This is a genomic window from Pseudomonas sp. NPDC089996, assembly GCF_044748405.1.
Classification (GTDB): Bacteria; Pseudomonadota; Gammaproteobacteria; order Pseudomonadales; family Pseudomonadaceae; genus Aquipseudomonas.
This window is the reverse complement of sequence record NZ_JBIVGA010000002.1, coordinates 171,311-195,142: the sequence shown is the minus strand read 5'-3', so window position 1 is coordinate 195,142 and position 23,832 is coordinate 171,311. Positions and strand designations below refer to the sequence as shown.

At 62.8% G+C, this 23,832-nt stretch carries 22 protein-coding genes; 17 read left to right on the top strand and 5 right to left on the bottom strand.

Translation table 11 applies throughout. The annotated features are described in order from the left end of the window. The first annotated feature begins 4 nt into the window (after nt 1-4). From ACIPW4_RS03855 to ACIPW4_RS03835, 5 genes are all read left to right on the top strand, one after another. Complete coding sequence (locus ACIPW4_RS03855; RefSeq protein ID WP_400654948.1) at nt 5-1,240, top strand: 2-oxo acid dehydrogenase subunit E2; 1,236 nt, start codon at nt 5-7, stop codon at nt 1,238-1,240. Between the two features lie 23 nt (nt 1,241-1,263). Then, a complete protein-coding gene (locus ACIPW4_RS03850; RefSeq protein ID WP_400654946.1) occupies nt 1,264-1,857 on the top strand; it encodes a VOC family protein in 594 nt (197 codons plus the stop codon). A gap of 10 nt (nt 1,858-1,867) precedes the next feature. Further along, nucleotides 1,868-2,752, top strand: a complete 885-nt coding sequence (locus ACIPW4_RS03845; RefSeq protein ID WP_400654944.1) for a fumarylacetoacetate hydrolase family protein — start codon at nt 1,868-1,870, stop codon at nt 2,750-2,752. Beyond that, nucleotides 2,706-3,119: a nuclear transport factor 2 family protein gene (locus ACIPW4_RS03840; RefSeq protein ID WP_400654942.1), complete on the top strand. Its 414-nt coding sequence runs from the start codon at nt 2,706-2,708 to the stop codon at nt 3,117-3,119. The genes ACIPW4_RS03845 and ACIPW4_RS03840 overlap by 47 nt, the downstream gene beginning before the upstream one ends. A gap of 109 nt (nt 3,120-3,228) precedes the next feature. Further along, nucleotides 3,229-4,590 carry an outer membrane beta-barrel protein gene (locus ACIPW4_RS03835; RefSeq protein ID WP_400654941.1) on the top strand — a complete coding sequence of 454 codons (1,362 nt, stop codon included), beginning with the start codon at nt 3,229-3,231 and terminating at the stop codon, nt 4,588-4,590. Between the two features lie 57 nt (nt 4,591-4,647). Here the strand turns inward: ACIPW4_RS03835 and ACIPW4_RS03830 are convergent, their stop codons facing one another. After that, nucleotides 4,648-5,466, bottom strand: coding sequence for an alpha/beta fold hydrolase (locus ACIPW4_RS03830; protein ID WP_400654939.1), 819 nt, complete (start codon nt 5,464-5,466; stop codon nt 4,648-4,650). Between the two features lie 108 nt (nt 5,467-5,574). Then, entirely contained in the window at nt 5,575-6,150 is a 576-nt protein-coding gene (locus tag ACIPW4_RS03825; protein WP_400654937.1) for a nuclear transport factor 2 family protein, read from the bottom strand. 110 nt (nt 6,151-6,260) lie between these two features. Here ACIPW4_RS03825 and ACIPW4_RS03820 point away from each other — a divergent pair, with 110 nt between their 5' ends. Beyond that, on the top strand, nt 6,261-7,145 hold the full coding sequence (locus ACIPW4_RS03820; RefSeq protein ID WP_400654936.1) for a LysR substrate-binding domain-containing protein: 885 nt from the start codon (nt 6,261-6,263) through the stop codon (nt 7,143-7,145). On the opposite strand, the gene ACIPW4_RS03815 is transcribed toward ACIPW4_RS03820, so the two are convergent. Further along, nucleotides 7,142-7,906, bottom strand: coding sequence for an IclR family transcriptional regulator (locus tag ACIPW4_RS03815; RefSeq protein ID WP_400654934.1), 765 nt, complete (start codon nt 7,904-7,906; stop codon nt 7,142-7,144). The genes ACIPW4_RS03820 and ACIPW4_RS03815 overlap by 4 nt on opposite strands. A 222-nt stretch (nt 7,907-8,128) precedes the next feature. Here ACIPW4_RS03815 and ACIPW4_RS03810 point away from each other — a divergent pair, with 222 nt between their 5' ends. Genes ACIPW4_RS03810 through ACIPW4_RS03800 form a run of 3 tightly spaced genes read left to right on the top strand, consistent with a single transcriptional unit; the run spans nt 8,129 to nt 13,821 of the window. Next, entirely contained in the window at nt 8,129-9,256 is a 1,128-nt protein-coding gene (locus ACIPW4_RS03810) for an efflux RND transporter periplasmic adaptor subunit (RefSeq protein ID WP_400654933.1), read from the top strand. Between the two features lie 39 nt (nt 9,257-9,295). Then, entirely contained in the window at nt 9,296-12,436 is a 3,141-nt protein-coding gene (locus ACIPW4_RS03805; protein WP_400654931.1) for an efflux RND transporter permease subunit, read from the top strand. After that, nucleotides 12,433-13,821 carry an efflux transporter outer membrane subunit gene (locus tag ACIPW4_RS03800; RefSeq protein ID WP_400654929.1) on the top strand — a complete coding sequence of 463 codons (1,389 nt, stop codon included), beginning with the start codon at nt 12,433-12,435 and terminating at the stop codon, nt 13,819-13,821. The genes ACIPW4_RS03805 and ACIPW4_RS03800 overlap by 4 nt, the downstream gene beginning before the upstream one ends. Before the next feature lie 115 nt (nt 13,822-13,936). Here ACIPW4_RS03800 and ACIPW4_RS03795 read toward each other — a convergent pair whose 3' ends face one another. After that, the gene (locus ACIPW4_RS03795; protein WP_400654927.1) at nt 13,937-14,641 is read right to left on the bottom strand and encodes a GntR family transcriptional regulator; all 705 of its coding nucleotides are present in this window, start codon (nt 14,639-14,641) and stop codon (nt 13,937-13,939) included. A gap of 172 nt (nt 14,642-14,813) precedes the next feature. Here ACIPW4_RS03795 and ACIPW4_RS03790 point away from each other — a divergent pair, with 172 nt between their 5' ends. The 4 genes from ACIPW4_RS03790 to ACIPW4_RS03775 all read left to right on the top strand — a co-directional run bounded on the left by ACIPW4_RS03790 (nt 14,814) and on the right by ACIPW4_RS03775 (nt 19,350). Further along, on the top strand, nt 14,814-15,647 hold the full coding sequence (locus ACIPW4_RS03790) for a fumarylacetoacetate hydrolase family protein (protein ID WP_400654925.1): 834 nt from the start codon (nt 14,814-14,816) through the stop codon (nt 15,645-15,647). 78 nt (nt 15,648-15,725) lie between these two features. Next, nucleotides 15,726-16,646: a VOC family protein gene (locus ACIPW4_RS03785; RefSeq protein WP_400654922.1), complete on the top strand. Its 921-nt coding sequence runs from the start codon at nt 15,726-15,728 to the stop codon at nt 16,644-16,646. A 100-nt stretch (nt 16,647-16,746) separates the two neighbouring features. Then, the gene (locus tag ACIPW4_RS03780; RefSeq protein ID WP_400654920.1) at nt 16,747-18,369 is read left to right on the top strand and encodes a bifunctional 3-(3-hydroxy-phenyl)propionate/3-hydroxycinnamic acid hydroxylase; all 1,623 of its coding nucleotides are present in this window, start codon (nt 16,747-16,749) and stop codon (nt 18,367-18,369) included. A 21-nt stretch (nt 18,370-18,390) separates the two neighbouring features. Then, nucleotides 18,391-19,350, top strand: coding sequence for a zinc-binding alcohol dehydrogenase family protein (locus ACIPW4_RS03775; RefSeq protein WP_400654918.1), 960 nt, complete (start codon nt 18,391-18,393; stop codon nt 19,348-19,350). A gap of 110 nt (nt 19,351-19,460) precedes the next feature. On the opposite strand, the gene ACIPW4_RS03770 is transcribed toward ACIPW4_RS03775, so the two are convergent. Next, nucleotides 19,461-19,853, bottom strand: coding sequence for an NUDIX domain-containing protein (locus tag ACIPW4_RS03770; RefSeq protein ID WP_400654915.1), 393 nt, complete (start codon nt 19,851-19,853; stop codon nt 19,461-19,463). A gap of 447 nt (nt 19,854-20,300) precedes the next feature. On the opposite strand from ACIPW4_RS03770, the gene ACIPW4_RS03765 reads away from it, so the two are divergent. From ACIPW4_RS03765 to ACIPW4_RS03750, 4 genes are read left to right on the top strand one after another with little or no spacing between them, the layout of a single operon-like run. Then, nucleotides 20,301-21,224, top strand: coding sequence for a metal ABC transporter substrate-binding protein (locus ACIPW4_RS03765; protein WP_400654914.1), 924 nt, complete (start codon nt 20,301-20,303; stop codon nt 21,222-21,224). Nucleotides 21,225-21,259: 35 nt separating this feature from the next. Further along, nucleotides 21,260-22,138, top strand: coding sequence for a manganese/iron ABC transporter ATP-binding protein (locus ACIPW4_RS03760; RefSeq protein WP_400654911.1), 879 nt, complete (start codon nt 21,260-21,262; stop codon nt 22,136-22,138). After that, nucleotides 22,131-22,991, top strand: a complete 861-nt coding sequence (locus ACIPW4_RS03755; RefSeq protein WP_400654909.1) for a metal ABC transporter permease — start codon at nt 22,131-22,133, stop codon at nt 22,989-22,991. The genes ACIPW4_RS03760 and ACIPW4_RS03755 overlap by 8 nt, the downstream gene beginning before the upstream one ends. Next, nucleotides 22,988-23,824 carry a metal ABC transporter permease gene (locus tag ACIPW4_RS03750; protein WP_400654907.1) on the top strand — a complete coding sequence of 279 codons (837 nt, stop codon included), beginning with the start codon at nt 22,988-22,990 and terminating at the stop codon, nt 23,822-23,824. Before ACIPW4_RS03755 ends, ACIPW4_RS03750 begins: the two co-directional genes overlap by 4 nt. Nucleotides 23,825-23,832 lie beyond the last annotated feature (8 nt).

The following is a 23,832-nucleotide window of genomic DNA, read 5'->3' as shown; positions in this document are numbered from 1 at the left end:
TGCCATGCAACAACTGATGGTTCCGGATATCGGCGACTTCAAGGACCTGCCTGTTGTGGAGGTGTTGATCAAGGCCGGTGACGTGGTCGCCGTGGAGCAGCCGCTGATCGTGCTCGAGTCCGACAAGGCGGTGATGGATGTGCCCAGCACCTTGCAGTGCATCATTCGCCAGGTACTGATAAAGCCAGGTGACAAGGTCTCGCGCGGCAGTGTAATCGCCGATATCGAGCCGGCTGGAGAACAGGCAGCGCCCATTGAGGCCGCGCCGATGGTAAGCCCTGAGCCGGTAGCCGCCAAGCCTGCCACCGCGCCGGCACCTTCCGCTGAAAACGTACGCAAGCCACAACTGGCGCTGGCCGGCCCGGCCGTGCGCAAGCTGGCACGTGAACTGGCTGTCGAACTCGATCAGGTAACGGCCACCGGCCCCAACGGCCGGCTACTGCGCGAGGACGTGCTGGCCTTCGTCAAGGCACAGCGCGAACGGCCGACTGCCAGCGTTGGCGACGGGTTGGGCCTGCTGCCGTGGCCGGAAGTGGACTTCAGCCAGTTCGGCCCGGTCGAACGCCGCGCGCTGTCGCGCATCAAGCGCCTCTCAGCGGCCAACCTGCACCGCAACTGGGTGCGGATTCCCCACGTCACCAACCATAGCCAGGCCGATGTCACCGAGCTGGAGGCCCTGCGCGTGCGGCTCAACCAGGAAGCGCGCGACAGCCAGGCCAAGGTCACCTTGCTGGCGTTCCTGATCAAGGCCTGCGTGGCGGCGTTGCAGCGCTTCCCGCAGTTCAACGTGAGCCTGGAAGGCGACGAGGTGGTGCAAAAACACTACTACCACATCGGTTTTGCCGCCGACACGCCCAATGGCCTGGTGGTGCCGGTGATCCGCGATGCCGACCGCAAGGGCATCGCCGCGCTGGCGGCGGAAATGGCCGAGCTGTCGCAACTGGCACGTGCCGGCAAGCTGTCGCCTGCGCAGATGCAAGGTGGCTGCTTCTCCATCTCGTCCTTGGGCGGCATTGGCGGTGGCCACTTCACCCCGATCATCAATGCCCCCGAGGTGGCGATCCTTGGCGTCGGCCGCGCCGACCTGCAACCCCGTTGGGACGGCAACGCCTTCCAGCCGCGCCTGCAACTGCCGCTGTCGCTGTCCTGGGACCACCGTGCGGTGGACGGTGCCGAGGCCGGGCGCTTCCTGGCCTACCTGGCGACACTGCTCGGCGACTTTCGCCGGGTGGTGGTCTGACAACAACAAGAAGGAGAACCAAAATGAGCGTTTCCCAAGCCCGCACCGCAGTGATCGCCGAAGGCGAGCGCGTGGTGCCGATGAAAATGGCGCACCTGGTGTTCCGCTGCGCCGACCGCAAGGCCATGGTCGACTGGTACCGCAAGCTGTTCCAGGCCGAACTGGTGTTCGAAGACGAGATCCTCACCTTCATCACTTATGACGACGAACATCACCGGCTGGCCTTCTTCAACATGCCGCACCTGCCACCGAAGGCCGACGAGGTCACCGGCGTACACCACATCGCCTACAGCTACGCGCACATCGACGACCTGCTGCGCACCTACCTGCGCCTGAAGGAGGAGGGCATCCGCCCGTACTGGTGCATCAACCACGGCCCGACCACCTCGTTGTATTTCCGCGACCCGGAAGGCAATGACATCGAGCTGCAGGTGGACAATTTCAGCGAAGCCGCCGACGCGGCGGCGTTCTTCCACAGCGAAACCTTCGCCAACGACCCCATCGGCCTGGAGTTCGACCCCGACGCCATGGTCGATCTATGGCTCGCAGGTGCCAGCGAAACCGAGCTGTGCCGCCTGGGGACCGCCGGCACCGGTACCCGCACTTTGCTTGGATGAGGAGAGGCCTATGAAACTGTGCACCTTCAAGACCCCTGGCGGCCTGCAGGGCATCGGTATCGTCGTGGAGGGGGGCGTGATCCGCATCGCCGATCACCTGTCCGCCGCGCCGCGCGAGATGGCTGGGCTGATCGCTGAATGGAACCTCTGGCAGGAGCCGCTTCGCCGCCTGGTGCAGCTGCAGCCTGCTGATTTCACCCTCGAGGAAGTGACCCTCATGGCGCCAGTGCCGCGCCCGGGGAAAATCCTCGGGATCGGCTTGAACTATGCCGACCATGTCGCCGAGTCCGGCATGGCCACACCGGCTGACCAGCTGTGGTTCGCCAAGATGAACACGTCGGCCAACGGCCCCTACGCCGCCATCGACCTGCCGCAGGTGTCGGAGCAGTTGGACTACGAGGCGGAGATGGTTTTCGTGATCGGCAAACGCTGCCGCCACGTCAGCCGCGAACAGGCCCCCGAGGTGATCTTCGGTTACTGCGTGGGTAACGACGTGAGCGTGCGCGACTGGCAACTGCGCACTTCGCAATTCGTGCTGGGCAAAGCCTTCGACGGGCACGCGCCCTTCGGCCCCTGGCTGGTCACCCCGGACGAGGTGGGCAACCCCCATGAGCTTGGAATCCGCTGCTTTGTCAACGGTGAACAGCGCCAGGGCTCCAACACCCGTGAGTTGATCTTCGACTGTTACCAGCAGGTCGAGCACCTTTCCAAAGTGATGACCCTCGAGCCGGGTGACGTGATCTACACCGGCACGCCGGGCGGGGTCGGTATCGGTTTCAAACCGCCGCGCTGGCTGCGCGAAGGTGATCGGGTACGGGTTGAGATCGACGGCCTGGGGAGCATCGAGAATGTCGTCCGTACAGAGCAACCGCGGAGTGATGGCCATGCAGCCTGAAATGATCGAGCAGCACATCCTGCTCCTGGAAAGCGAGCGCTGCCGGGCGCTGGTACAGCGCGACGTACAGGCCTTGGCGGCGTTGATGGATGACCGTCTGGTACACGTCCACGCCACCGGCAAGGTGGACGACAAGGCGCAGTACCTGGAAATGGTCGCCGGGCATATCGACTTTCTCAGCGTCGAGCGCGCCGACATGCGTGTGCGTGTGCAGGGTGATACGGCCATCGCCAGTGGCCGACTGGAGCAGGCCATTGTCCTGCGCGAGAGCGGTGAGCAGCGGCTGATGAAAGCCTACGCCACCCAAGTATGGATTCGCAGCGAGGGCATCTGGCGCCAGTGTGCCTTCCAGGCCACCAACACCTGACCCACGCAACTTCTGAGCTACGCAGCTACGCAGGCCGGTCCCGGCCTGCGCCGGCAGGGACGCCGGGCCCCACGATAACGACACAAAACAACAACAAGAGTCCCTATCCATGAACAACATCCGGGTGAAAGCGCTGGGTGCGGTACTGGCCGCCTTTGCGATTATCGATTGCCATGCCGAGCCGGCCGAGGAGCCCGCCGAAGGCGCCTTGTTCCGCAGCCTGTTTGGCGATAGCCTGCAACGCGACTACGGTATCAGCACCTCCTTCCTGCTCGACATCGGCTACTCGCGCAACAACCGCTCAACCCATGATGAGCGCCGCGACGGGCTGAGCAACCTGCCCATCAGTGGGTTTTCCGACGAAGGCTTCGAGCTGGGCAGCCTGCATCTGTTTGTCGACAAGCCGCTCAAGGCCAACTTCATCCCGCGCATCACCCCCTTGCCCGGCCCTGCACCGGACACGGCGGATTTCGGTTTCACCTTCGAGACCTTGTACGGGCGCAATGCGCAGTTCTCCAGGGCCTTTGGCTGGGACATGCACTGGGGTGTCAATTCGCCCGGTGACGATGACACTGAAAAAGCCCGGCGGGACAGGCAGAACTTCGTTTCCACGCCCAACCTCGCCGCCACCGCCTATCTGCCGTACGGGCCCGGGTTCACGTTGATGGCGGGTATCTTCGGCCCCGCTTTTGGCTACGAGATCCCGCCAAACATTCGCCTGGCCCGCAACCCCTTCGCCAGCCGGACCTACGCCTTCGTCAGCAACCTGGTGACCGTCAGCGGCGTCATGATCGGCAGCCGTCTGGTCGACAGCCCGCATGGGCTGTTGGGAGTGGAATTGGGCGTGGCCCAAGGCTGGAGCAACCTGCGTGACAACAATGACGACAAAGCACTGTTCGGCGCACTGCGCTGGCGCACGGCGGACATGCAGACCTGGGTCGACTATGAGTTCATGGTCGGCAACCAGGAGAACCACAGCTTCAAGGACGTGCAAGCGCCAACCTCACGGCTTATCTCCCCGGACGGCCAGCTCAGGCAACAGCATTCGTTGAACGGCTGGCACCGTTTCGATGAGCGCTGGTCGATGGGCGCGGAGCTGGTTTACGGCCGTCAGGATGGCGATGGCAAACCGAGCACCGTCGACATCGTCACCGGGCCAGGCTTCGACGGTGCGCATTGGTGGGGTGCCAATGCGGTGCTTACCTATCAGGTGCGGCCGGACTTGACCTTCTCGGTGCGCGGCGAGCACTTCAGCGACCCGGACGGCTTCACGCTGTTCCCTACGACCACCGCGCGCGGGGACTTCAATGCGATTACCACGGGTTTTCGCTATGAGGTCAGCAAGCACCTCTCGTTACGCCCGGAGCTGCGCTATGACTGGTTCGATGCGCGCGAACACGACCGCCCATTCGGCAATGGCCGAGACCGCACGCAGCTGACTGCGATGGTGGAAGCGTTGCTGTACTTCTGAACGCAACAGAAAAAGCCCTGGCAGTTCGCACTGCCAGGGCCAGGTTGCTCGCTCGATTTACGCGCTGGCGGCGCAGCGCTTGGCAAAGGCCAGTTGCTGGAACTGGAACGCTTCGCCCATGCGGTGAAAGTCGATGCAATGGCCGGCGTCCCGGAACAGTGCGGCGTCCATGGCCGGGCAATTGACAAAGGCTTGGGCAAAACGCTGCACAGTGGCTTCATCGACAGGCCACAACTGCTCGAACTCCGGTTGCCGATAGTGCACGGGCACCTTCACCTGTGCTGCGAGATGGCCGACCTGCCTGGGCCACTGCATGCCGATGTCCACCAGCTCGCTGCGCGGGGCAGGGGCGCACGCGGCATGGCTGGCCTGGGGCATGATGGCGTGGTCGTAGGTGGCCGGCGGCCCGAAGAAAAAGCCATCCATTGCCTGGGGCGGCACGCTGACCAACGCCTGTTGTGCCGGCACACTGTTCCACTTGTCCTTGGACGCAGGCACTGGGTCGAGCCCGACGCCAGAAATCGCGATGCCCAGCAGCGGCCAGGAAGGCTGGCGCGCAGCGATGGCGATGCTGATGGCCGCGCCGATGGAGTGGCCGATCAGGACGATACCGCTGGCGTTGTGCGGGTAGCTGTGCCACAGGTCCTGAATGGCGGAGTCGAGAATCTCTGCGTTGTCCAGGATGCTCGGGGCGTTTTCGGCGTAGGTTGCGCTCATGCCGTAGCCAGGGCGGTCGATGGCAAAGATGGGCAGCCCTTGCGCCTGCGCCCGGTCCAGTAGCGAATGGCCCGGCACGTCGAAGTAGCGGGAGTTGTAGGTGCCACCATGGATGGCCACGATCAGAGGCAGTGGCTCCACGCTCTCGGTTTCGGGCATGCGACCGCGTCCTGACAGCGAGACGCCCAGACCGCGGAAGACGTATTCCTGTTTGCACATCGGTTTCGCTCCTCTTGTTGTTCTTGTGTGCGGCGCTGTAAGCGGATGTCAGGCAGAGAGCCAGGCCTGTGCGGTCTCGCGTATGGCGCTTTCCAGTTCGCTACCGCGAGTGGCGAACGTGCGGTTCAGCGGGAAACCGCTTATCTCCAGCAGGTAGGCCAAGGGCGCATACTCGCGCGGATAGCGCGCCAGCACCTGCGCATTGATGGTCACCGGCCCGCTGGGAAAGGTGAAAGCGCCGATGTCATATATGCTCTGGCGCTTGAGCAGCTTCCACTGGCCGTCACGCTTTTCCGCGAGGTCATAAAAGCGGTTGTGCACGCTGCAGCCCAGCTCCAGGCGTACATTTTCGGCGACGATCACCGCATTGGTCTCGACGATGGCGCGGTTGCCGTTTATCTGGACCACGGGCGTACCGATCAGGTGCTTGGTGCGCAGCTCGGAGGCGCCCATGCGCCGCGAGCCCTCGATGAACCCGGTGAACGGGCCTTCGTACCAGGTGATTTCGATCACGCCATCGGGGTGGAACAGTGCGGCCAGTTGCTCCCATTGGCCGAGGTCCCGGTGAATCCAGCCGGTGATGAGGTCGGTAATCTGTAGTCGGTCATGCAGGTAGCTGTTCATGGTGCAGTACTCGTTGGGATGGACAATCAGCCCAAGCTTCTTCCCGTTCTGAAGTAAACTCAAATAGATTGATCTGAATGATTGATCACAAAAAATGAACGGAGTTGAAGATGGAGCTGCGTCACCTGCGTTATTTCCTGGCCGTGGCTGAAGAGGCGCATTTTGGCCGTGCGGCCAAGCGCCTGCACATCGTGCAGTCGGCGTTGAGCATGCAGATACGGGCACTGGAGGAGGAACTCGGTGGCCCGCTGTTCGTGCGCACCAGCCGCCGGGTCGAGTTGACGGAGGCCGGCACGCTGTTTTACGCAGAAGCGCAGCGCACCCTGGCCCAGGCTGCGCATGCCCAGCAGACGGTACAGCGGGCAATGCGCGGCGAGATGGGCACAGTGCGCATAGGTTTTGCCGGCAATGCGGTATTCAGCGGGTGGCTGAAGGTCGCCGTGCGAGCGTTCAATGCAGCCTATCCACAGGCTGAAGTGGTGCTGCGTGAATTGGCGCCGCAGCAGCAGGTTGAAGCAATTCAGGCGGGGGAGTTGGATGTCGGTTACGCCCCCAGCCATGGCGGCCAGATCGTTGACGCGTCGCTGTGCTTCGAGCGTATCGGGACTTGGCCGTTGCTGGTGGCGATGCCCGACAGCCATCCGCTTGTCGACGTCAGCCCCTTGCAGGTTGGCATGCTTGGCGATGCGTCATTGATCGTCTATGCCGCCCATGGCGCTGACGAAAACATGCTGCGTGGCTTGCGCCAGGCACTGGGGCGCGAGCCCAAGGTGCACCGCACCGGCAGCACCCTGAGCCTGCTGGCGCTGGTGGCCGCAGGCCTGGGTGTGGCGCTGGTGCCGGAACCGCTGTTGCAAGTGAATATTCCGGGTGTGGCCTATCGCCGGCTCGACGGTATCGAGCAGCAAGCAGACCTGCTGCTGGTCAGTCGCAATGACGAGGTGAACGGTGCAGTGCGTGCGTTTTTGCAGGTGGCACGCCACGCACAGGCTTAGGCGCGCGATTGGCCAATGGCGTCGCGCACGGCTTCAAGGGCCTGTCGGAATTCGTCCTTGCGGGTTACGAACCGTGCGGTAGGCGCGACCACCGACACCGCATGAGGCCCCATCAGTGTTGGTAGCAGAACGCTGATGGCGCTGACGCCAGGGGTATGCTCCTCGTTGTCCAGGGCGATGCCTGTGCCGCGGATCTGCGTGATCTGCTCAAGCAACGCAGGCAGCGCCAGAGTGTTGGCGGTGAGCTTTTGCGGTGCGGGTGTCAGCCACTGCACGATGCTGTCATCCGTCAAGGTCGACAGCAACACTTTGCCGTCCGCCGTGGCGTGCATGGGCATCGAGCGGCCCAGCGGGATCACCACCCGCAGCTCGTTTTCACCAATCACCCGGAAGATCGCGTGGGTCTGCTGGCCGCGGATGCACGACAGCACAACGGTCTCGCCAAGCGTCTCGCCAAGGTCTTCCAATGACTGCCTGGCGATGGAAATGATGTCGCCATGGGCCTGGTGAATCAGCTCGCCCAAGGCCGGCCCCAGGCGATAGCCGCTACCGGGCAGGGCCTCCACCAGCTTTTCCACTTCAAGCGCGGCGATGATGCGTTGCACGGTAGAGCGTGGCAGGCCGACGGCCTGGGCGATGGCCGCCAGGCTCAAGCCCTGCGGTTGCGCGCCCAGCGCACGCATGATGGCGCTGGCTCGGGCAATGACCTGAATGCCACCACTGCGCAGCTCTTCTGCTGCCTTGTCTTTCTCAACGCTCATTTCATTCCTCGAAAACCGACGTGCCGGCTGCACCTTGGCGGCCGGCTCGAGTGTACAGGTTCATCGTCGCATCGACAGCGGCTGGATATTTCGAAGCTGGTTTTCTCCGAAAACATATGTGTATCATAATGCGGTACACGGTACTGCATGGTGGTTATGTTTCGCTTCCCGAGGGTGTTTCTCGGCAAGTGACCGCCCCGGTACCATGCCCAAGGAGAAACGATGAACATCAGAATCATGCAGAACCTCGGCGCGTTGCTGTCGATGACACTCGTGCTGTCCGCTTGTGAAAAGGCGCAGCAGACGATAGATACCCCAGCCCCCGAAGTAGGCGTGGTCGAGCTCCAGGAGCAGGATGTGTTGCTCAGCAGCGACCTGCCTGGGCGAACCTCGGCCTACCGGGTGGCAGAAGTGCGTCCGCAGGTCAGCGGCATCGTGCAGAAGCGCCTGTTCACCGAAGGCGCCGTGGTACGCAAAGGGCAGCAGCTGTATCAGATCGAACCGGCGCTGTATCAGGCGGCGTTCGACAAGGCCGAGGCAAGCCGCGATACCGCCCGCAACCTGGCCCAGCGCTACCAGCGCCTGCTCGAGACCAAGGCCATCAGCCGCCAGCAGCTCGACGATGCCCAGGCCAACTGGAAACAGGCCGAGGCCGAACTGAAGACCGCGCGCATCAACCTGGAGTACACCCGTGTACTGTCGCCGATCGACGGCCGCATCAGCCGCTCGAACTTCACCGAAGGGGCCCTGGTCAGCGCCCAGCAGAGTCAGGAACTGGCCACCATCAACCAGCTGGACCCAATCTACGTGGACGTCACCCAGGCCTCCACCGACCTGTTGCGGCTGCGCCGCGAGCTGGACGCCGGGCACCTGGCCGTTGTGGGACCAGGCGAGGTGAAGGTAGACCTGACGCTTGAGGACGGTACGCCCTACGCCCACCCCGGGGCGCTGAAGTTCTCCGAGGTGACGGTTGACCCGAGCACGGGCGCGGTGACGTTACGTGCACAGTTTCCCAACCCGGACGGCATCCTGATGCCTGGGATGTTCGTCCATGGGGCGCTGGCCGAAGGGGTGCGCCACAAGGCGGTCCTGGTGCCGCAACAAGGCGTGACCCGTGATCTCAAAGGTGAGGCTACCGCCTGGGTCGTGGGTGAGGGCGACAAGGCCGAGCTTCGGCACATTCGCACCATACGCACGGTCGGCAACCAATGGCTCGTGGAGTCTGGCCTGAGTGCCGGCGAGCGGGTCGTCACCGAAGGCGTACAGCGTGTGCGCCCCGGCATCGTGCTCGAGCCTGTCGCCGCCAGCAACGTCGCACCGCTGCAAACCATCGCAAGCTCGCAGCACTAGAACTGCCCCGGCATCGCCGCCACTTTCCGGTACATACAAATGGCATCGTTTTTCATCAACCGGCCGATCTTCGCCTGGGTGATCGCTATCGTGATCATGCTCGCTGGCTGTTTCAGCATCCTCAAGCTGCCGGTCAATCAATACCCCAACATCGCCGCCCCGGCGGTGAGCATCACCGTCACCTATCCAGGCGCTTCGGCGCAGACCGTGCAAGACACGGTGGTACAGGTGATCGAGCAACAGCTGAACAACCTCGACGGCCTGCGCTATATCTCGTCGGAGAGCAACAGTGATGGCAGCATGACCATCATCGTCACCTTCGACCAGGGCACCGACCCGGACATCGCCCAGGTGCAGGTGCAGAACAAGCTGCAACTGGCGACCCCATTGCTACCCGAAGAAGTGCAGCGCCAAGGGCTGCGGGTCGCCAAGTACCAGATCAACTACATGCTGATCGTCGGGCTGTATTCCGAAGACGGCAAGATGGATGATTTCGACATCGGCAACTACATCGCCTCCAACCTCAAGGACCCGATCACCCGGGTCAAAGGCGTGGGCGACTTCCAGATGCTGGCGGCGCAGTACGCGATGCGTATCTGGATGGACCCGCAGAAACTGCTCGGTTACCAACTGACGCCTCAGGATGTCATCGAGGCGGTGAAGTCGGAGAACGTCCAGGTCTCCTCGGGTGCCCTTGGTGGTTTGCCGACGCATAAAGGCGTGCAACTCAACGCCACGGTGTTGGGCATGACGCGCATGACCCGTGCCGACCAGTTCCTCGAGATCCTGCTCAAGGTCAATCCGGACGGCTCTCAGGTACGTCTGAAGGATGTCGCCACGGTGGCGCTGGGGGCAGAGGACTTTTCCATTTCCGGTACCTACAACGGCAAGCCTGCCGCTGCCATCGCGCTGCGCCTGGCCACCGGTGCCAACTTGCTGGACACGGTGCAACGGGTGCGTGACACGGTGGGTGAGCTGGAACCCTTCCTGCCTGCGGGCTTGAAAGTGGTCTACCCCTACGACACTTCGCCTGCGGTCGGTGCCTCGATCCACGAAGTGGTGAAGACCCTGTTCGAAGGCATCGTGCTGGTGTTTCTGGTGATGTACCTGTTCATGCAGAACCTGCGTGCGACGCTGATCCCCACGCTGGCCGTGCCCGTGGTGCTGCTGGGCACCTTCGGGGTGCTGGCGGCGTTCGGCTTCACCATCAATATCCTGACCATGTTCGGCATGGTGCTGGCTATCGGCCTGTTGGTGGATGACGCCATCGTGGTGGTGGAGAACGTCGAACGGGTGATGGTGGAAGACAAGCTTTCGCCCAAGGAGGCCACCCGCAAATCGATGGGGCAGATCCAGGGCGCGCTGATAGGAATCGCCATGGTGCTGTCGGCGGTGTTCGTGCCGATGGCGTTCTTTGGTGGAGCCACCGGCATCATCTACCGCCAGTTCTCCATCACCATCGTTTCGGCCATGGCGTTGTCGGTGGTGGTGGCCATGATCTTCACCCCGGCGCTGTGCGCGACGCTGCTCAAGCCCATAGGCCATGACCATCATGAGAAAAAGGGGTTCTTCGGCTGGTTCAACCGCACCTTCGACCGCAGCGCCGATCGCTACAAGGCCGGTGTGGTGGGCATTGCCAAGCGCAAGGCGTTGTTCCTGGGCGTTTACGCCCTGATCGTGGTGGCACTCGGCTGGTTGTTCCCCAAGATCCCGACGGCATTTTTGCCTGGTGAGGACCAGGGCACGATGTTCGTTCAGGTCCAGATGCCGACCAACACCAGCGCTGCACGCACGCAAGTGGTGCTCAACGAGGTCCGTGACTACCTGCTTGAGGAAGAAGGCGGACTGATCGACTCTGCGTACACGGTGAACGGCTTCAACTTCGCCGGCCGGGGCCAGAGTTCGGGGATGCTGTTCATCGGGCTCAAGCCGTGGGAAGAACGCACGGGTGCCGATGACACCACCATCTTCGCCCTGGCTCAGCGCCTGCAGGCGCGAGCCTCGCAGATCAAGGATGGCACCGTGATCGCCATCGTGCCGCCAGCGATCCTGGAACTGGGCAATGCCATGGGCTTCGATTTCTATCTGCAGGACCGTGTGGGCCTGGGGCACGAGAAGTTGATCGCTGCACGCGACCAGTTCCTGCAGCTCGCGGCAGCCGACCCGGTGCTGGCTAACGTTCGCCCCAATGGCATGAACGATGAGCCGCAGTATCAGATCGTCATCGATAAAGAAAAGGCCCGTGCGCTGCAGGTGAGCATCAGCGACATCAACAACACCATGAGCAGCGCATGGGGGGCGTCGTACATCAACGACTTCATCGATCGCGGGCGGGTCAAGAAGGTGTACGTGCAGGGCGAAATCAGCTCGCGGATCTCGCCTGAAGATTTCAGCAAGTGGTACGTGCGCAACGCCAACGGAGAAATGGTCAAGTTCTCCTCCTTTGCCCACGGTTACTGGACCTACGGTTCGCCAAAGCTTGAGCGCTTCAATGGTGTGCCGGCGGTGGAAATTCAGGGTGAGCCTGGGCCGGGCTACAGCTCGGGGGATGCGATGCAGGCGGTGGCGCGGATCATCGCCAAGCTGCCCGAGGGGGTCGGCTTGCAGTACACCGGTATTTCCTATGAAGAACGCCTGTCCGGCTCGCAGGCGCCAGCGCTTTATGCAATCTCGGTGCTGATCGTGTTCCTGTGCCTGGCCGCACTCTACGAGAGCTGGTCGGTGCCGCTGGCCGTCATCCTGGTGGTGCCGCTGGGGGTGATCGGTGCGGTGTTGGCCACCATCGGGCGTGGCTTGGCCAACGATGTGTTCTTCCAGGTGGGCTTGCTGACCACGGTGGGCCTGTCGGCGAAGAACGCCATCCTGATCGTCGAGTTCGCCAAGGCGTTGCACGAGCAGGGCATGCCTCTGATGCAGGCCGCCGCAGAGGCGGCACGCCAGCGGTTGCGGCCGATCATCATGACGTCCTTGGCCTTTGTCCTCGGGGTGCTGCCGCTGGCCATCTCCAGCGGGCCAGGGTCGGGCAGCCAGCACTCCATCGGTACCGGTGTGGTCGGTGGCATGCTCACCGCAACCTTCCTGGCGGTGTTCTTCGTGCCGTTGTTCTTCCTGGTCATCACCCGCCTGTTCAGCCGCAAGGCGCAGCAGGCCAATACCGAGGCTCAAGGAGAACGCGCATGAAACACGGCAAACTGAAAACCGCCCTGGCACTGGCCGTGAGCCTGGTCAGCGGTTGCTCGCTGATCCCGCAATACCACCGGCCAGCGGCGCCGGTGGCCAATGACTGGGTAGACACGCAGGCCAGTGCGCAGCCGCTACTGCCGTGGAGGACGTTCTTCGCAGACCCGCAGCTCAAGGCGCTGATCGCGCAAGCGCTGGAGCACAACCGCGACTTGCGCGTGTCGCTGCTCAACATCGAGAAGGCCCGGGCGCAGTACCGTATACGGCGTGCCGACCTGTTGCCGTCGATCGATGCCACCGTGTCCGGCAGCAGCCAGCGAACGCCAGCGGACGTGTCCAGCGACGGTCGCACGGGCACCGGCCACCGGTATGACGCAGGCGTCGGCTTCGCTGCCTACGAGCTGGATTTCTTCGGCCGTGTGCGCAGCCTCGATGAGCAGGCTCTGGAGCTTTACCTGCAGACCATCGAGGCGCAGCGCAGTGCCCAGATTGCACTGGTCGCGGAGGTTGCAAACGCCTACTACCAGTTACAGGCGGACATGCAATTGCTGGCGCTGAGCAAGCAGACCCTTGAGAGCCAGCAGGAAAGCTACCTGACCACTCGTAGCAGCTACCAGGAGGACGTTGCCACAGAGCTGGACCTGAGCCAGGCAGAAAGTACCGTGCGCTCGGCCCAGGCCAGCCAGGCCAAGTACCAGCGGCTGGTGGAGCAGGACCGCAATGCGCTGGTGCTGCTGGTGGGCAAGCCATTGGCCCTCGAGCGAATGGCCCAAGTCGGGCCTGGGGCGTTTGAGCTGGATCAGGCCCTGCCTGCAGGGCTGCCATCGCAGACACTGACTCAGCGCCCGGACATACTCGCTGCCGAACACGCGCTCAAGGCCGCCAATGCAAACATCGGCGCCGCCCGCGCTGCATTCTTCCCGAGCATCAGCCTGACCGCTTCGGCGGGGTCGGCCAGCAGGCAGCTGGGCGATCTGTTTTCGGGCGGGCAGGGGGCCTGGAGTTTCGTGCCGTCGATCAATGTGCCGATCTTCGACTGGGGCCGCAACCAGGCCAATCTTGATGTAGCCAAGGCACAAACCTCTATTGAGGTCGCCAACTACCAGAAGGCCATCCAGGTGGCATTCCAGGAGGTGTCCGACGGCCTGGTCGCGCGCGATGAACTGGGCAAGCAGGCCACGGCCCAGGCGCTGCTGGTGCAAGCCAATAGCCGCAGCTATGCACTGGCCGAGCAGCGATTCCAGACAGGCGTGGACACCTACCTCAACAGCCTGGATGCCCAGCGCAACCTCTTCGCTTCGCAGCAAGAGCTGGTAAGCACCCATCTGGCGCGTAGGCAGAACCTGATCGCGCTGTACAAGGCGCTGGGTGGAGGGCGTGAGTGATGCGCCTGAAGGGGAAGCAACGGCGTATCGAGCGCTACGCTGCCCCGGTCATGGAACAGGCGTGGGCGGGCGACCCTGGGCGTGTTGATGCCACGTACTGGGCTCAGCGAGTGCCTCAGCGCTTGAGTGCCTCGTGAGCCAGCACGTTGCGCGTAGTGGTCTCATAGTGGCTGGCCAGCAAGGCGCATGCCTTGTCGACGTCCCGTGCCAGCGCGGCTTCGAGCAACGCCCGATGTTCGTGGGGCACATCACGCTCGGTGTCACCCTGATAATGGACAGACAGCATGCGGTAGCGCGCCGTCTGATCACGTAGCAGGTGCGACAGGCGCAGCAGCCAGGGGGAGCGACAGTTGGCGATCAGGGCCTGGTGGAAGGCTTCGTGGGCGTTTTCCCACTCAGGCTTCATCAGCCGCTCGGGGCCTTCGGTGCCCGGCAGGCGATCGAGGCGGTGATGTGCGGCGATCAGCTGGCTCTCCCATTCCAGGTCGCCCTGGCCAATGGACTCGGCCAAGGCCTGGCATTCAATCAGCAGCCGCGTTCTGGTGATGTCCAGCAGTTCATCCGCCGAGATGCGGCCGACACTGAAACCCTTCTGGTCTTCAGAGGCGACGAAGCCGCTGGTGGCCAGCCGTGACAGCGCCTCGCGCAACGGAATGACCCCGGCATCGTAATGCTCGGCCAGCTCTTTGAGGCGCAGGCGGCTGCCGGGTGCCAGACGGCCATTGATGATGTCTTCACGCACGCGGGCCTCCAGTTGCGAGGCCATGGTGCGTTTTTCCGAGGGTACGGGCAGTGCAGCCCAGCGTTCGGCTTGATTCATGGGGCGGTACCACGGATGAGGGCTGATGAAGCAAATCATACACAGATGGGGTATTTATCGATAATCCAGAGAAAATATATTTTTCAGTTGACTGCATATTTTATCGGGATTAGCTTTGAAGCATGCCGCTCTGCCTGACGGCTCCTACGAATCAAAACAAGAGGTGTGCTCCATGCGTTATGTTCGTTTCTCCCATCAAGGCCGCCCAGTGTTGGGCGTTCGCACTGCCGAAGGTGTCCGGGTACTTGGCGACGAGTCGCTGGAATCGCTGCTGGCACGCGGTGTCGACCTCACGGCCTACGGTGCCCAGGCGCAGGGTGCGCTGGTCGAGATTGGCGAACAGGATTACCTGCCGTTGATGAGCCGGCCGAGCAAGATCATCTGCGTGGGTTTGAACTACGCCGACCACACCAAGGAATCGCCTTACGCCCAGCCGGATTACCCAACCCTGTTCCCGCGCTTCAACAGCAGCCTCACGGCCCACAACAAACCGCTGATCCGCCCGCGCATTTCCGACACCCTGGACTACGAGGGCGAAATGGCGGTGGTGCTCAAGAGCGGCGGGCGGCACATCAGCAAGGAGCAGGCGTTGCAGCACATTGCCGGTTACGCGCTGTTCAACGAAGGCTCGGTGCGCGAGTACCAGTTCAAGTCGCCACAATGGACCGTGGGCAAGAACTTCGACGACACCGGTGCCTTCGGCCCTGACTTGGTGACGGCGGACGAACTGCCGGCTGGCGGCAAGGGCCTGCTGCTGCAGACCAAGGTCAATGGCAAGGTGGTGCAGTCGGCCAACACCGATGACATGCTCTTCGACGTGGCCACCATCATCTCCACCTTGAGTGAGGCGGTGACCCTGGAAGCAGGTGACGTGATCGTCAGTGGCACCCCGGCAGGCGTCGGCTTCGGGATGGACCCAAAGGTCTACCTGAAAGCAGGTGACGTGGTTGAAGTGTCCATCGAAGGCATCGGTACCCTGGTCAATCCAGTCGTCGATGAAGCCTGATTGATTCCGGGCATTCCCGGCCAGATCGAAGCCTCTCGCTCCGAGGCTTCGACGAAAGAACAAAAACGGGAGGCGATCATGACTATCACGACCTGTGGTGTGCATTCGATCGATCATTACGCGCTGTTCGTGCCTTCACTGCCCGACGCGCAGGCATTTTTCGCCAACTTCGGCTTGGGCGTCGACGCGACCCCGGACAGCTTGGATCTCACTGCTGCTGATGGCCATCGCTGGGCCAGGGTCTTGCCAGGGCACAGCAAGCGTCTGGCCTACCTGAGCTTGAACTGCTTCGCCGAGGACTATGCTGCCTTGCGCGAGCAGGCCGAGGCCGCTGGCGCCAGGTTCGAGGAAGGCAACGGCGAAGGTTTCTGGTTCCGCGACCCTGACGGCAACCTGCTGCAGGTGAAAGTGGGGGCCAAGCATATGCCTGACAGCAAGCATGCGCTCGCCGTGCGACAACCTGCCGTGCGCGGCGCCGGCACCCGTGACGCAGTGGCGCAGGTGCGCCCACGGCGCTTGTCGCATGTGCTGCTGTTCAGCCCCGACGTGTCCCGTGCTGTCGACTTTTATGGTCGTGCGCTAGGGCTGCGCCTGTCCGACCATTCCCAGGACATCATTGCCTTCACCCACGCCCCTCATGGCTGCGACCACCATCTGGTGGCCTTCTGCAAGAGCAGCGCCAAGGGATTCCATCACGCCGCCTGGGAAGTCGACAGCGTCGACGACGTGGGCAACGGTGCCGAGCAGATGGCCAACGCAGGCTACCGCGAAGGCTGGGGCACCGGGCGGCACTGCCTGGGGTCCAACTACTTCCATTACATCCGTGACCCGTGGGGATCGTTCTGCGAGTACTCAGCCGACATGGACTTCATAGACGCCGGCAGCCAATGGCCGGCGGGTGACTTCCCACCAGAGAACTCGCTGTACTTGTGGGGCCCGAATGTCCCCGAGTACTTCGTCCTCAACACCGAGACGGACAACCCACCCGTCAAGGGTTAACGCCCCAGCGACGCAGGCCGCATCTGGCCCCGCACTTTCCTGGCAGACAGGGAGGCGGGGAGCGGCTTGCCCAAACCCACCCGGTTTCAGGTCAGCAAAGATGAACGAAAACAAGATCCATGATGTAGCCATCGTCGGTTACGGCCCAGTCGGGCAGACCCTTGCCATTCTCCTCGGGCGCATGGGTTATGACGTGGCGGTGTACGAGCGTTGGCAATCCCTCTATCCACTGCCGCGTGCAGTGTTTCACGACCACGAAATCCGTCGCGTCTTTCGCATGATGGGGCTTGAAGAGGCGCTGCAGGAAATTTCCCAGCCCTCGGCCTGCTACCAGTGGTTCAACGCCGACTGGAAGGTGCTGGTGGAAATCGACTGGTCCGCCGAGTCCATCAGTGACGGCCCCTTCGGCTACCTGTTCAACCAACCCGGCCTGGAGGCCATCCTCGACCGTACTGCCAAAGCCATTGGCAACGTCGAGGTGCACCAGGGCTGGGAAGTCCTGGCGCTGAGCCAGGACGCCGACGGTTGCGAACTGCACATGCAGCGCACCCAGCGCGAAGGGCAGGCGCAACCTGACGAACAGCGGCAGGTGAAGGCACGCTACGTCATCGGTGCCGATGGCGCCAATAGCCTGATCCGTCGCCAGTGCGGCATCGACTGGCAGGACCTGGGCTTCGAGGAAGACTGGCTGGTGGTCGACCTGCAACCCAAGCCAGGCATACAGCTGGATGTGCCAGACATCGGCCAGTGGTGCAACCCCGCGCGGCCGACCACCATGGTCCCTGGCGGGCCAGGCTATCGCCGCTGGGAGTTCATGCGCCTGCCCCATGAGCGCATCGAGGACCTGCAGAGCCTGGACAAGGTCTGGGAGTTGCTGTCGCCGTGGGTCACCCCGGATACGGCGACCCTCGTGCGCCATGCCGTCTATCAGTTCCGCTCGCGCATCGCCCACACCTGGCGCCATGGCCGTGTGCTGTTGGCTGGTGACGCCGCGCATCTGATGCCGCCGTTCATGGGTCAGGGGATGTGCTCCGGGATTCGCGATGCCTGGAACCTGTCGTGGCGCCTGGACCTCATCTTCAAGGGCCTATGCGCCGACACGCTGCTGGACAGCTATACCCTGGAACGCAAACCACAGATCCGTGCAGTGATCGATGCCTCGGTGAAAATGGGCAAGGTGGTCTGCGTGGCCGACCCGCAAAAGGCCGCCGAGCGCGACGCCGCATTCCTTGCCGGCGAAGTGCCGCCGTTGCCACCATTCCCGGGCCTGGTCGATGGCGCGGTGTACAAAAATCCGCTGACCGGCGGCACATTGGGCCTTGCGGGCACGCTCGGGGTACACGGTGAAATCGAGCACGGCGGGCGCAAGCAGCGCTATGACGATGTGTTCGGTCGAGGCTTCCATTTGCTGAGTATCGGCGACGATCCGTTGGCGGGCTTGAGCCCGGCACACCAAGCTCTGCTCGAACATCTGCAAGTGAAGAGCGTGCGCCTGAGCCTCGACGGCACGCTGGGTACTTGCCGTGACCTGTCCGGCAAGTATCACCGCTTCTTCGCCGAAGCCGGGTTGCAGGCCGTGCTGGTGCGTCCGGACTTCTACCTCTACGGCGGGGTGAGCGAACGGGGTGAACTGCCGCAGTTACTGGATGCGCTGGGCCGTGACCTTGGCCTACAGCAGGCACCAGAGCAGCACCGGTTACGAAGAGTGAGCATGCACCTTTGACCATCCAATGGAGTGATCTTTATGAAAGCAGCCATCGTCCATGCCTTTGACCAGCCTCCGCGCTACGGTGAGATCGATGCCCCGCAGGCCGATGCGGGTGAGGTGCTGGTAAGGGTTCGTGCCGCCGCGCTGAGCCAGTTGGTCCGCGCACAGGCCAGTGGCAAGCACTACAGTAGCGGCAAGACGATACCGTTCGTGCCAGGCGCCGACGGTGTCGGCCTGCGTGAGGACGGCAGCCGGGTGTATTTCGCTTTTCCGCGCGGTCCTATTGGCGCCATGGCCGAGACCGTTGCAGTGGATGCACGCTACTGCGTGGCGGTGCCGGATGATGTGGATGACATAACTGCCGCAGCGATCGCGAATCCTGGAATGTCATCCTGGGCAGCTCTTGAAGCACGGGCTGGCTTCAAACCAGGAGAGCGAGTGCTCATCAATGGTGCTGCCGGAGCTTCCGGGCGGCTGGCGATTCAGGTAGCGAAGTATCTAGGCGCGTCCTGGATCGTGGCGACGGCACGCGACCCCGCCGTTCGGGACGAGCTGCTCGCGCTGGGGGCGGATACCTTCATCTGCCTCGATCAGCCGGCCGAACGTCTGACCGCCTTGCTGCGCCAGGAAATCCAGGGAGGCGGGATCGACATCGTCCTGGACTATCTGTGGGGCGAGCCGGCGGCGTGCATTCTGAATGCGCTGGTGGGAACCGGCAGCGGTGAGGCCGCCCACCGGCTGCGCTTCGTCAACATCGGCGCGATTGCTGGAGCGACCTTGCCAATGAACCCGGGGGTATTGCGTAGCACCGGCCTGGAAATGACTGGCAGCGGACTGGGCAGTATCGCCACCGAGGATCTGGTCAAAGTGGTGGGGCGACTGTTGGAAGCGGTCAGGCCTGGCAATCTGGAAGTGGATGCGAAAGCCATGCCCTTGAAACAGGTCGAGGCGGCTTGGCAACTTGATTCTACGAGCCGGATCGTGTTCGTTGTGTAGCAGGAGGAGTGTTTCAGAAGTACTACTTAGCATTATTTGCCCAGCGCTCGCGCCGCGCGAGCGACTGAGGCAAGGATGTCCTCGGTCTTTTTGTGCCACCGAAACAGCGCTCATGCGCACAGCATTGGAAGTTGTCGGGCAACCAACGCTGCGGCGCTGGCGTTCAAGGCGACACGCTTGAGTTCGCTGCGCAGAACCCATTTGCATGCCACGATTTCGTGATGGGGGCTGGCCCGATCATGAGGGGAAAGTTGAGTGGTGAATATGTAGTGAAGGATGCCTTCCACCTCAAGGCTGCAGAGCGGTAGGAGTCCTTGGGCGCAAAGGCCGGCCTCTTCTCTCAGCTCACGGATGGCTGCCTGTTGTGGCAATTCCCCTTGCTCGATCGCGCCTCCGGGAAAATTCCACTTTCCGCCTTTCTTCTTTACCAGCAACATTTTGCCATCCTGTGTACAAAGCACGGTGGCTCTGGCTCTGCCATGGTGGGCTTGCTTTCCTGGCATTGAAAGTGCTTCCTAATTCTTGAGTGCTTTATGCCGGATTGACTGCATTTTCGAAAGCTTCATTACCGGGGGCCACCGCGCAGATGCCAGGTTCAACGCTCACCTTGTTCGGCTTTGCTACCTTTCGGATGGCAGTGTTCGCCGATGTGGATGTGAGCTTGCTGGTAATGCTTAACGGCCTGCGACTGTTGAAGAGATAACCCGACACTGGCCAAGGCGGCTGGCTGCGGACTGGCGGTTACGAGGCACGGCCAAGCGCGAGGATTACTGTGAAACCGGATGGCAAGCAGCCCGATGAACGAGGGGTTTGCCATCCATGGGGCAGCTCTGCATACTCCGACACAACAAGCCAACTCACAGAGTCCAGCCTGCTTCGGGCTCTTGAACAAAATTGGCGTAACCACCGTGAACCTAGCCGTTTCCTCCGACTTGAAGTGGAAGTGACGGATGTTCGATACAACCCAATCCCGTGCAATGTTATCGCGCCTGGCAGGCGTGATGCTCGGTGTATTTCTGTTCGCCATGCCAGCGGGCGCCGCCGAACCGTTCAAGGTGGTTACCACCTTCACCATCATTGCCGACATGGCCAGGAACGTGGCCGGTGACGCGGCTCAGGTGGAGTCGATCACCAAACCCGGCGCCGAGATCCACAATTACTCCCCGACCCCAGGCGACCTGCGTCGTGCCCAGGGCGCCCAGCTGATCCTGTGGAATGGCCTGGGCCTTGAACTGTGGTTCGAAAAATTCTTCCAGCGCCTGGACCAGGTGCCTGGGGTGGTGGTTTCCGACGGTATCGAACACATGGGTATAGCCGCCGGCCCCTACACCGGTAAACCCAACCCGCATGCCTGGATGTCGCCGCGCAACGCGTTGATCTATGTCGACAACATCCGCGATGCGCTGGTCAAGTACGACCCGGCCAACGCCGCCACCTACACTCACAATGCACAGGCCTACAAAGCGCGGATAGAGGCGACCACCGCGCCGATCCGCGCAAAGGTGCAGCAAATCCCGCCCGCCAAACGCTGGCTGGTCAGCAGCGAGGGCGCTTTCTCGTACCTGGTCCGTGACTTCGACTTGAAAGAGCTCTACCTGTGGCCGATCAACGCCGACCAGCAGGGCACGCCACAGCAGGTGCGCCGGGTCATCGATACAGTCAGAGCCAACGAGATTCCGGTGGTGTTCAGCGAGAGCACCGTCTCCGACAAACCCGCGCGCCAGGTAGCGCGGGAGACCGGCGCGCAATATGGCGGGGTGCTCTACGTCGACTCGTTGAGCACACCCGACGGCCCGGTACCCACCTACCTGGACCTGCTGCGGGTCACCACCGAGACACTTGCAAAAGGCCTGGGCGAGGCGCACAACCGATGAATCATCCCCATACGCCCGCACCCGAGATACGTAGCATGAAGACCGCAACGCTCCAGCCAGGCATCGTCGTCAAAGGGGCGACGGTGACCTATCGCAACGGCCATACCGCGCTGCAGGATGCCAGCTTCGAGCTGCCCCTGGGCACCATCACCGCGCTGGTCGGCATCAACGGCTCGGGCAAGTCGACCCTGTTCAAGGCCATCATGGGCCTGGTGCGCCTGGCCGCAGGCTCGATCAACGTGCTGGGCCTGCCGGCCGAACAGGCGCTGCGCAAGAAGTACACGGCCTATGTGCCGCAAGCCGAGGAGGTCGACTGGGACTTCCCGGTGTTGGTCGAGGACGTGGTGATGATGGGCCGCTATGGGCACATGGGGCCGCTGCGCATTGCCCGGCCCGCCGATCGCGAGGCGGTGGACGCTGCACTGGATCGGGTCGACATGCGTGCGCTGCGCAAACGCCAGATCGGCGAATTGTCCGGTGGGCAGCGCAAGCGTGTGTTCCTGGCCCGTGCACTGGCCCAGGACAGCCGGATAATCCTGCTCGATGAGCCGTTCACCGGCGTCGATGTGAAAACCGAGGACCAGATCATCCAGCTGCTGCGCGAACTGCGCGAAGAGGGCCGGATCATGCTGGTGTCGACCCACAACCTGGGTTCGGTCCCGGAGTTCTGCGACCGCGTGGTGCTGATCAAGCGCACCGTCCTGGCCCACGGGCCCACCGACGAGGTGTATACCCGCGACAACCTGGAGCTCGCCTTTGGCGGCGTGTTGCGGCATTTCGCGCTGATCCAGGGCAGCGAGCAGCTGCACCCCCCGGTGAGCGTGTTCAGTGACGACGAGCGCCCGCTGATCCTGCGCGACGGCGTGCCGGCCCGGCGCGAAAACGACAGCGACAACGAGGCCCACCGTGATTGAATTGCTGCTCGAGCCTTTCGCCTATGGCTACATGCGCAATGCCCTGTGGGTTTCGACATTGGTCGGTGGGGTCTGCGCGTTCCTGTCCTGCTACCTGATGCTCAAGGGTTGGTCGCTGATCGGCGATGCCTTGTCGCATTCCATCGTGCCGGGTGTGGCCGGCGCCTACATGCTCGGGGTACCGTTCGCCCTCGGGGCTTTTTTTGCTGGCGGGCTGGCGTCGGCGGCCTTGCTGTTCCTGCAACGCCGTACCCGGCTCAAGGAGGACGTGGTGATCGGCATGATCTTCACCTCGTTCTTCGGGCTCGGCCTGTTCATGGTCTCGCTGTCTCCCACCTCGGTGAACATCCAGACCATCGTGCTTGGCAACATCCTCGCGATCACCCCCGGCGATACCTTGCAGCTGGCGATCATCGGCGTGGTCACCCTGGCCGTGCTGCTGGCCAAGTGGCGTGACTTGATGCTGACCTTCTTCGACGAGAACCAGGCCCGTGCGCTGGGCATACGGCCCGCGCGCCTGAAGTTGTTGTTCTTCGTCCTGCTGTCGGCCTCAACCGTCGCCGCGCTGCAAACGGTGGGGGCGTTCCTGGTCATCTGCATGGTCATCACCCCCGGCGCCACGGCGTACCTGCTGAGCGACCGCTTCCCGCGGCTGCTGGTGATCGCGGTCAGCATCGGCGCGCTCACCAGCCTGACAGGCACCTACCTCAGCTATTACCTCGATGGCGCGACGGGCGGCGTGATCGTCGTCCTGCAAACCCTGATCTTCCTGCTGGTGTTCGTGCTGGCGCCCAGGCACGGCATGCTGGCCGCCCGGCGCCGCGGGCGGCATGCACCGGAGGTGCTGTCATGAGTGCACTGACATTGCTGGTAGAGCCGTTTCGCTTCGACTTCATGCTCAATGCCATGCTGATCGCTGTACTCATCGCCATCCCCATGGCGCTGCTGTCCTGCTTCCTGGTACTCAAGGGCTGGGCGCTACTGGGCGATGCGATTGCCCACGCGGTGTTCCCTGGGGTGGTGATCGCCTACATCGTGCACATTCCGTATGCCATCGGCGCGTTCATCGCGGGGATCTTCTGCGCGGTGTCCACGGGCTTTCTCAAGCAGAACAGCCGCATCAAGCAGGACACGGTGATGGGCATCGTGTACTCGGGCATGTTCGGGCTGGGCCTGGTGCTGTACCTGAAGATCGAGTCCAGCGTGCACCTGGACCATATCCTGTTCGGCGACATCCTCGGCGCAAGCGAGCAGGACCTGTGGTTGTGCGCCGGTATCGCACTGCTGACCGCGGCGGTGGTCGCGACCAAGTGGAAGGACCTGATGCTGTTCACCTTCGACACGGTACAGGCCCATGCAGTCGGCCTGCGCACCGGCTGGCTGCACTATGGGTTGTTGTGCCTGATCTCGCTGGCGGTGGTGGGGGCGTTGAAGGCGTCCGGGGTGATCCTGGCGATTGCGCTGCTGATCGCCCCCGGTGCCATTGCGGCGCTGATGACCCGCGAACTGCGGCATATGCTGTGGGTTTCGCTGGTGGTTGCCATCGGCTGTGCGTTCCTCGGGGTCTATCTGTCGTTCTACCTTGACAGCGCCCCGGCGCCCACGATCGTTCTGGTGTTCGCGGTGCTGTTCATGCTCACCCTCGGTTATCAGTCGGCCGGGCGTGCTTGCGCCAAGGTTTGTTAGCTGATGCA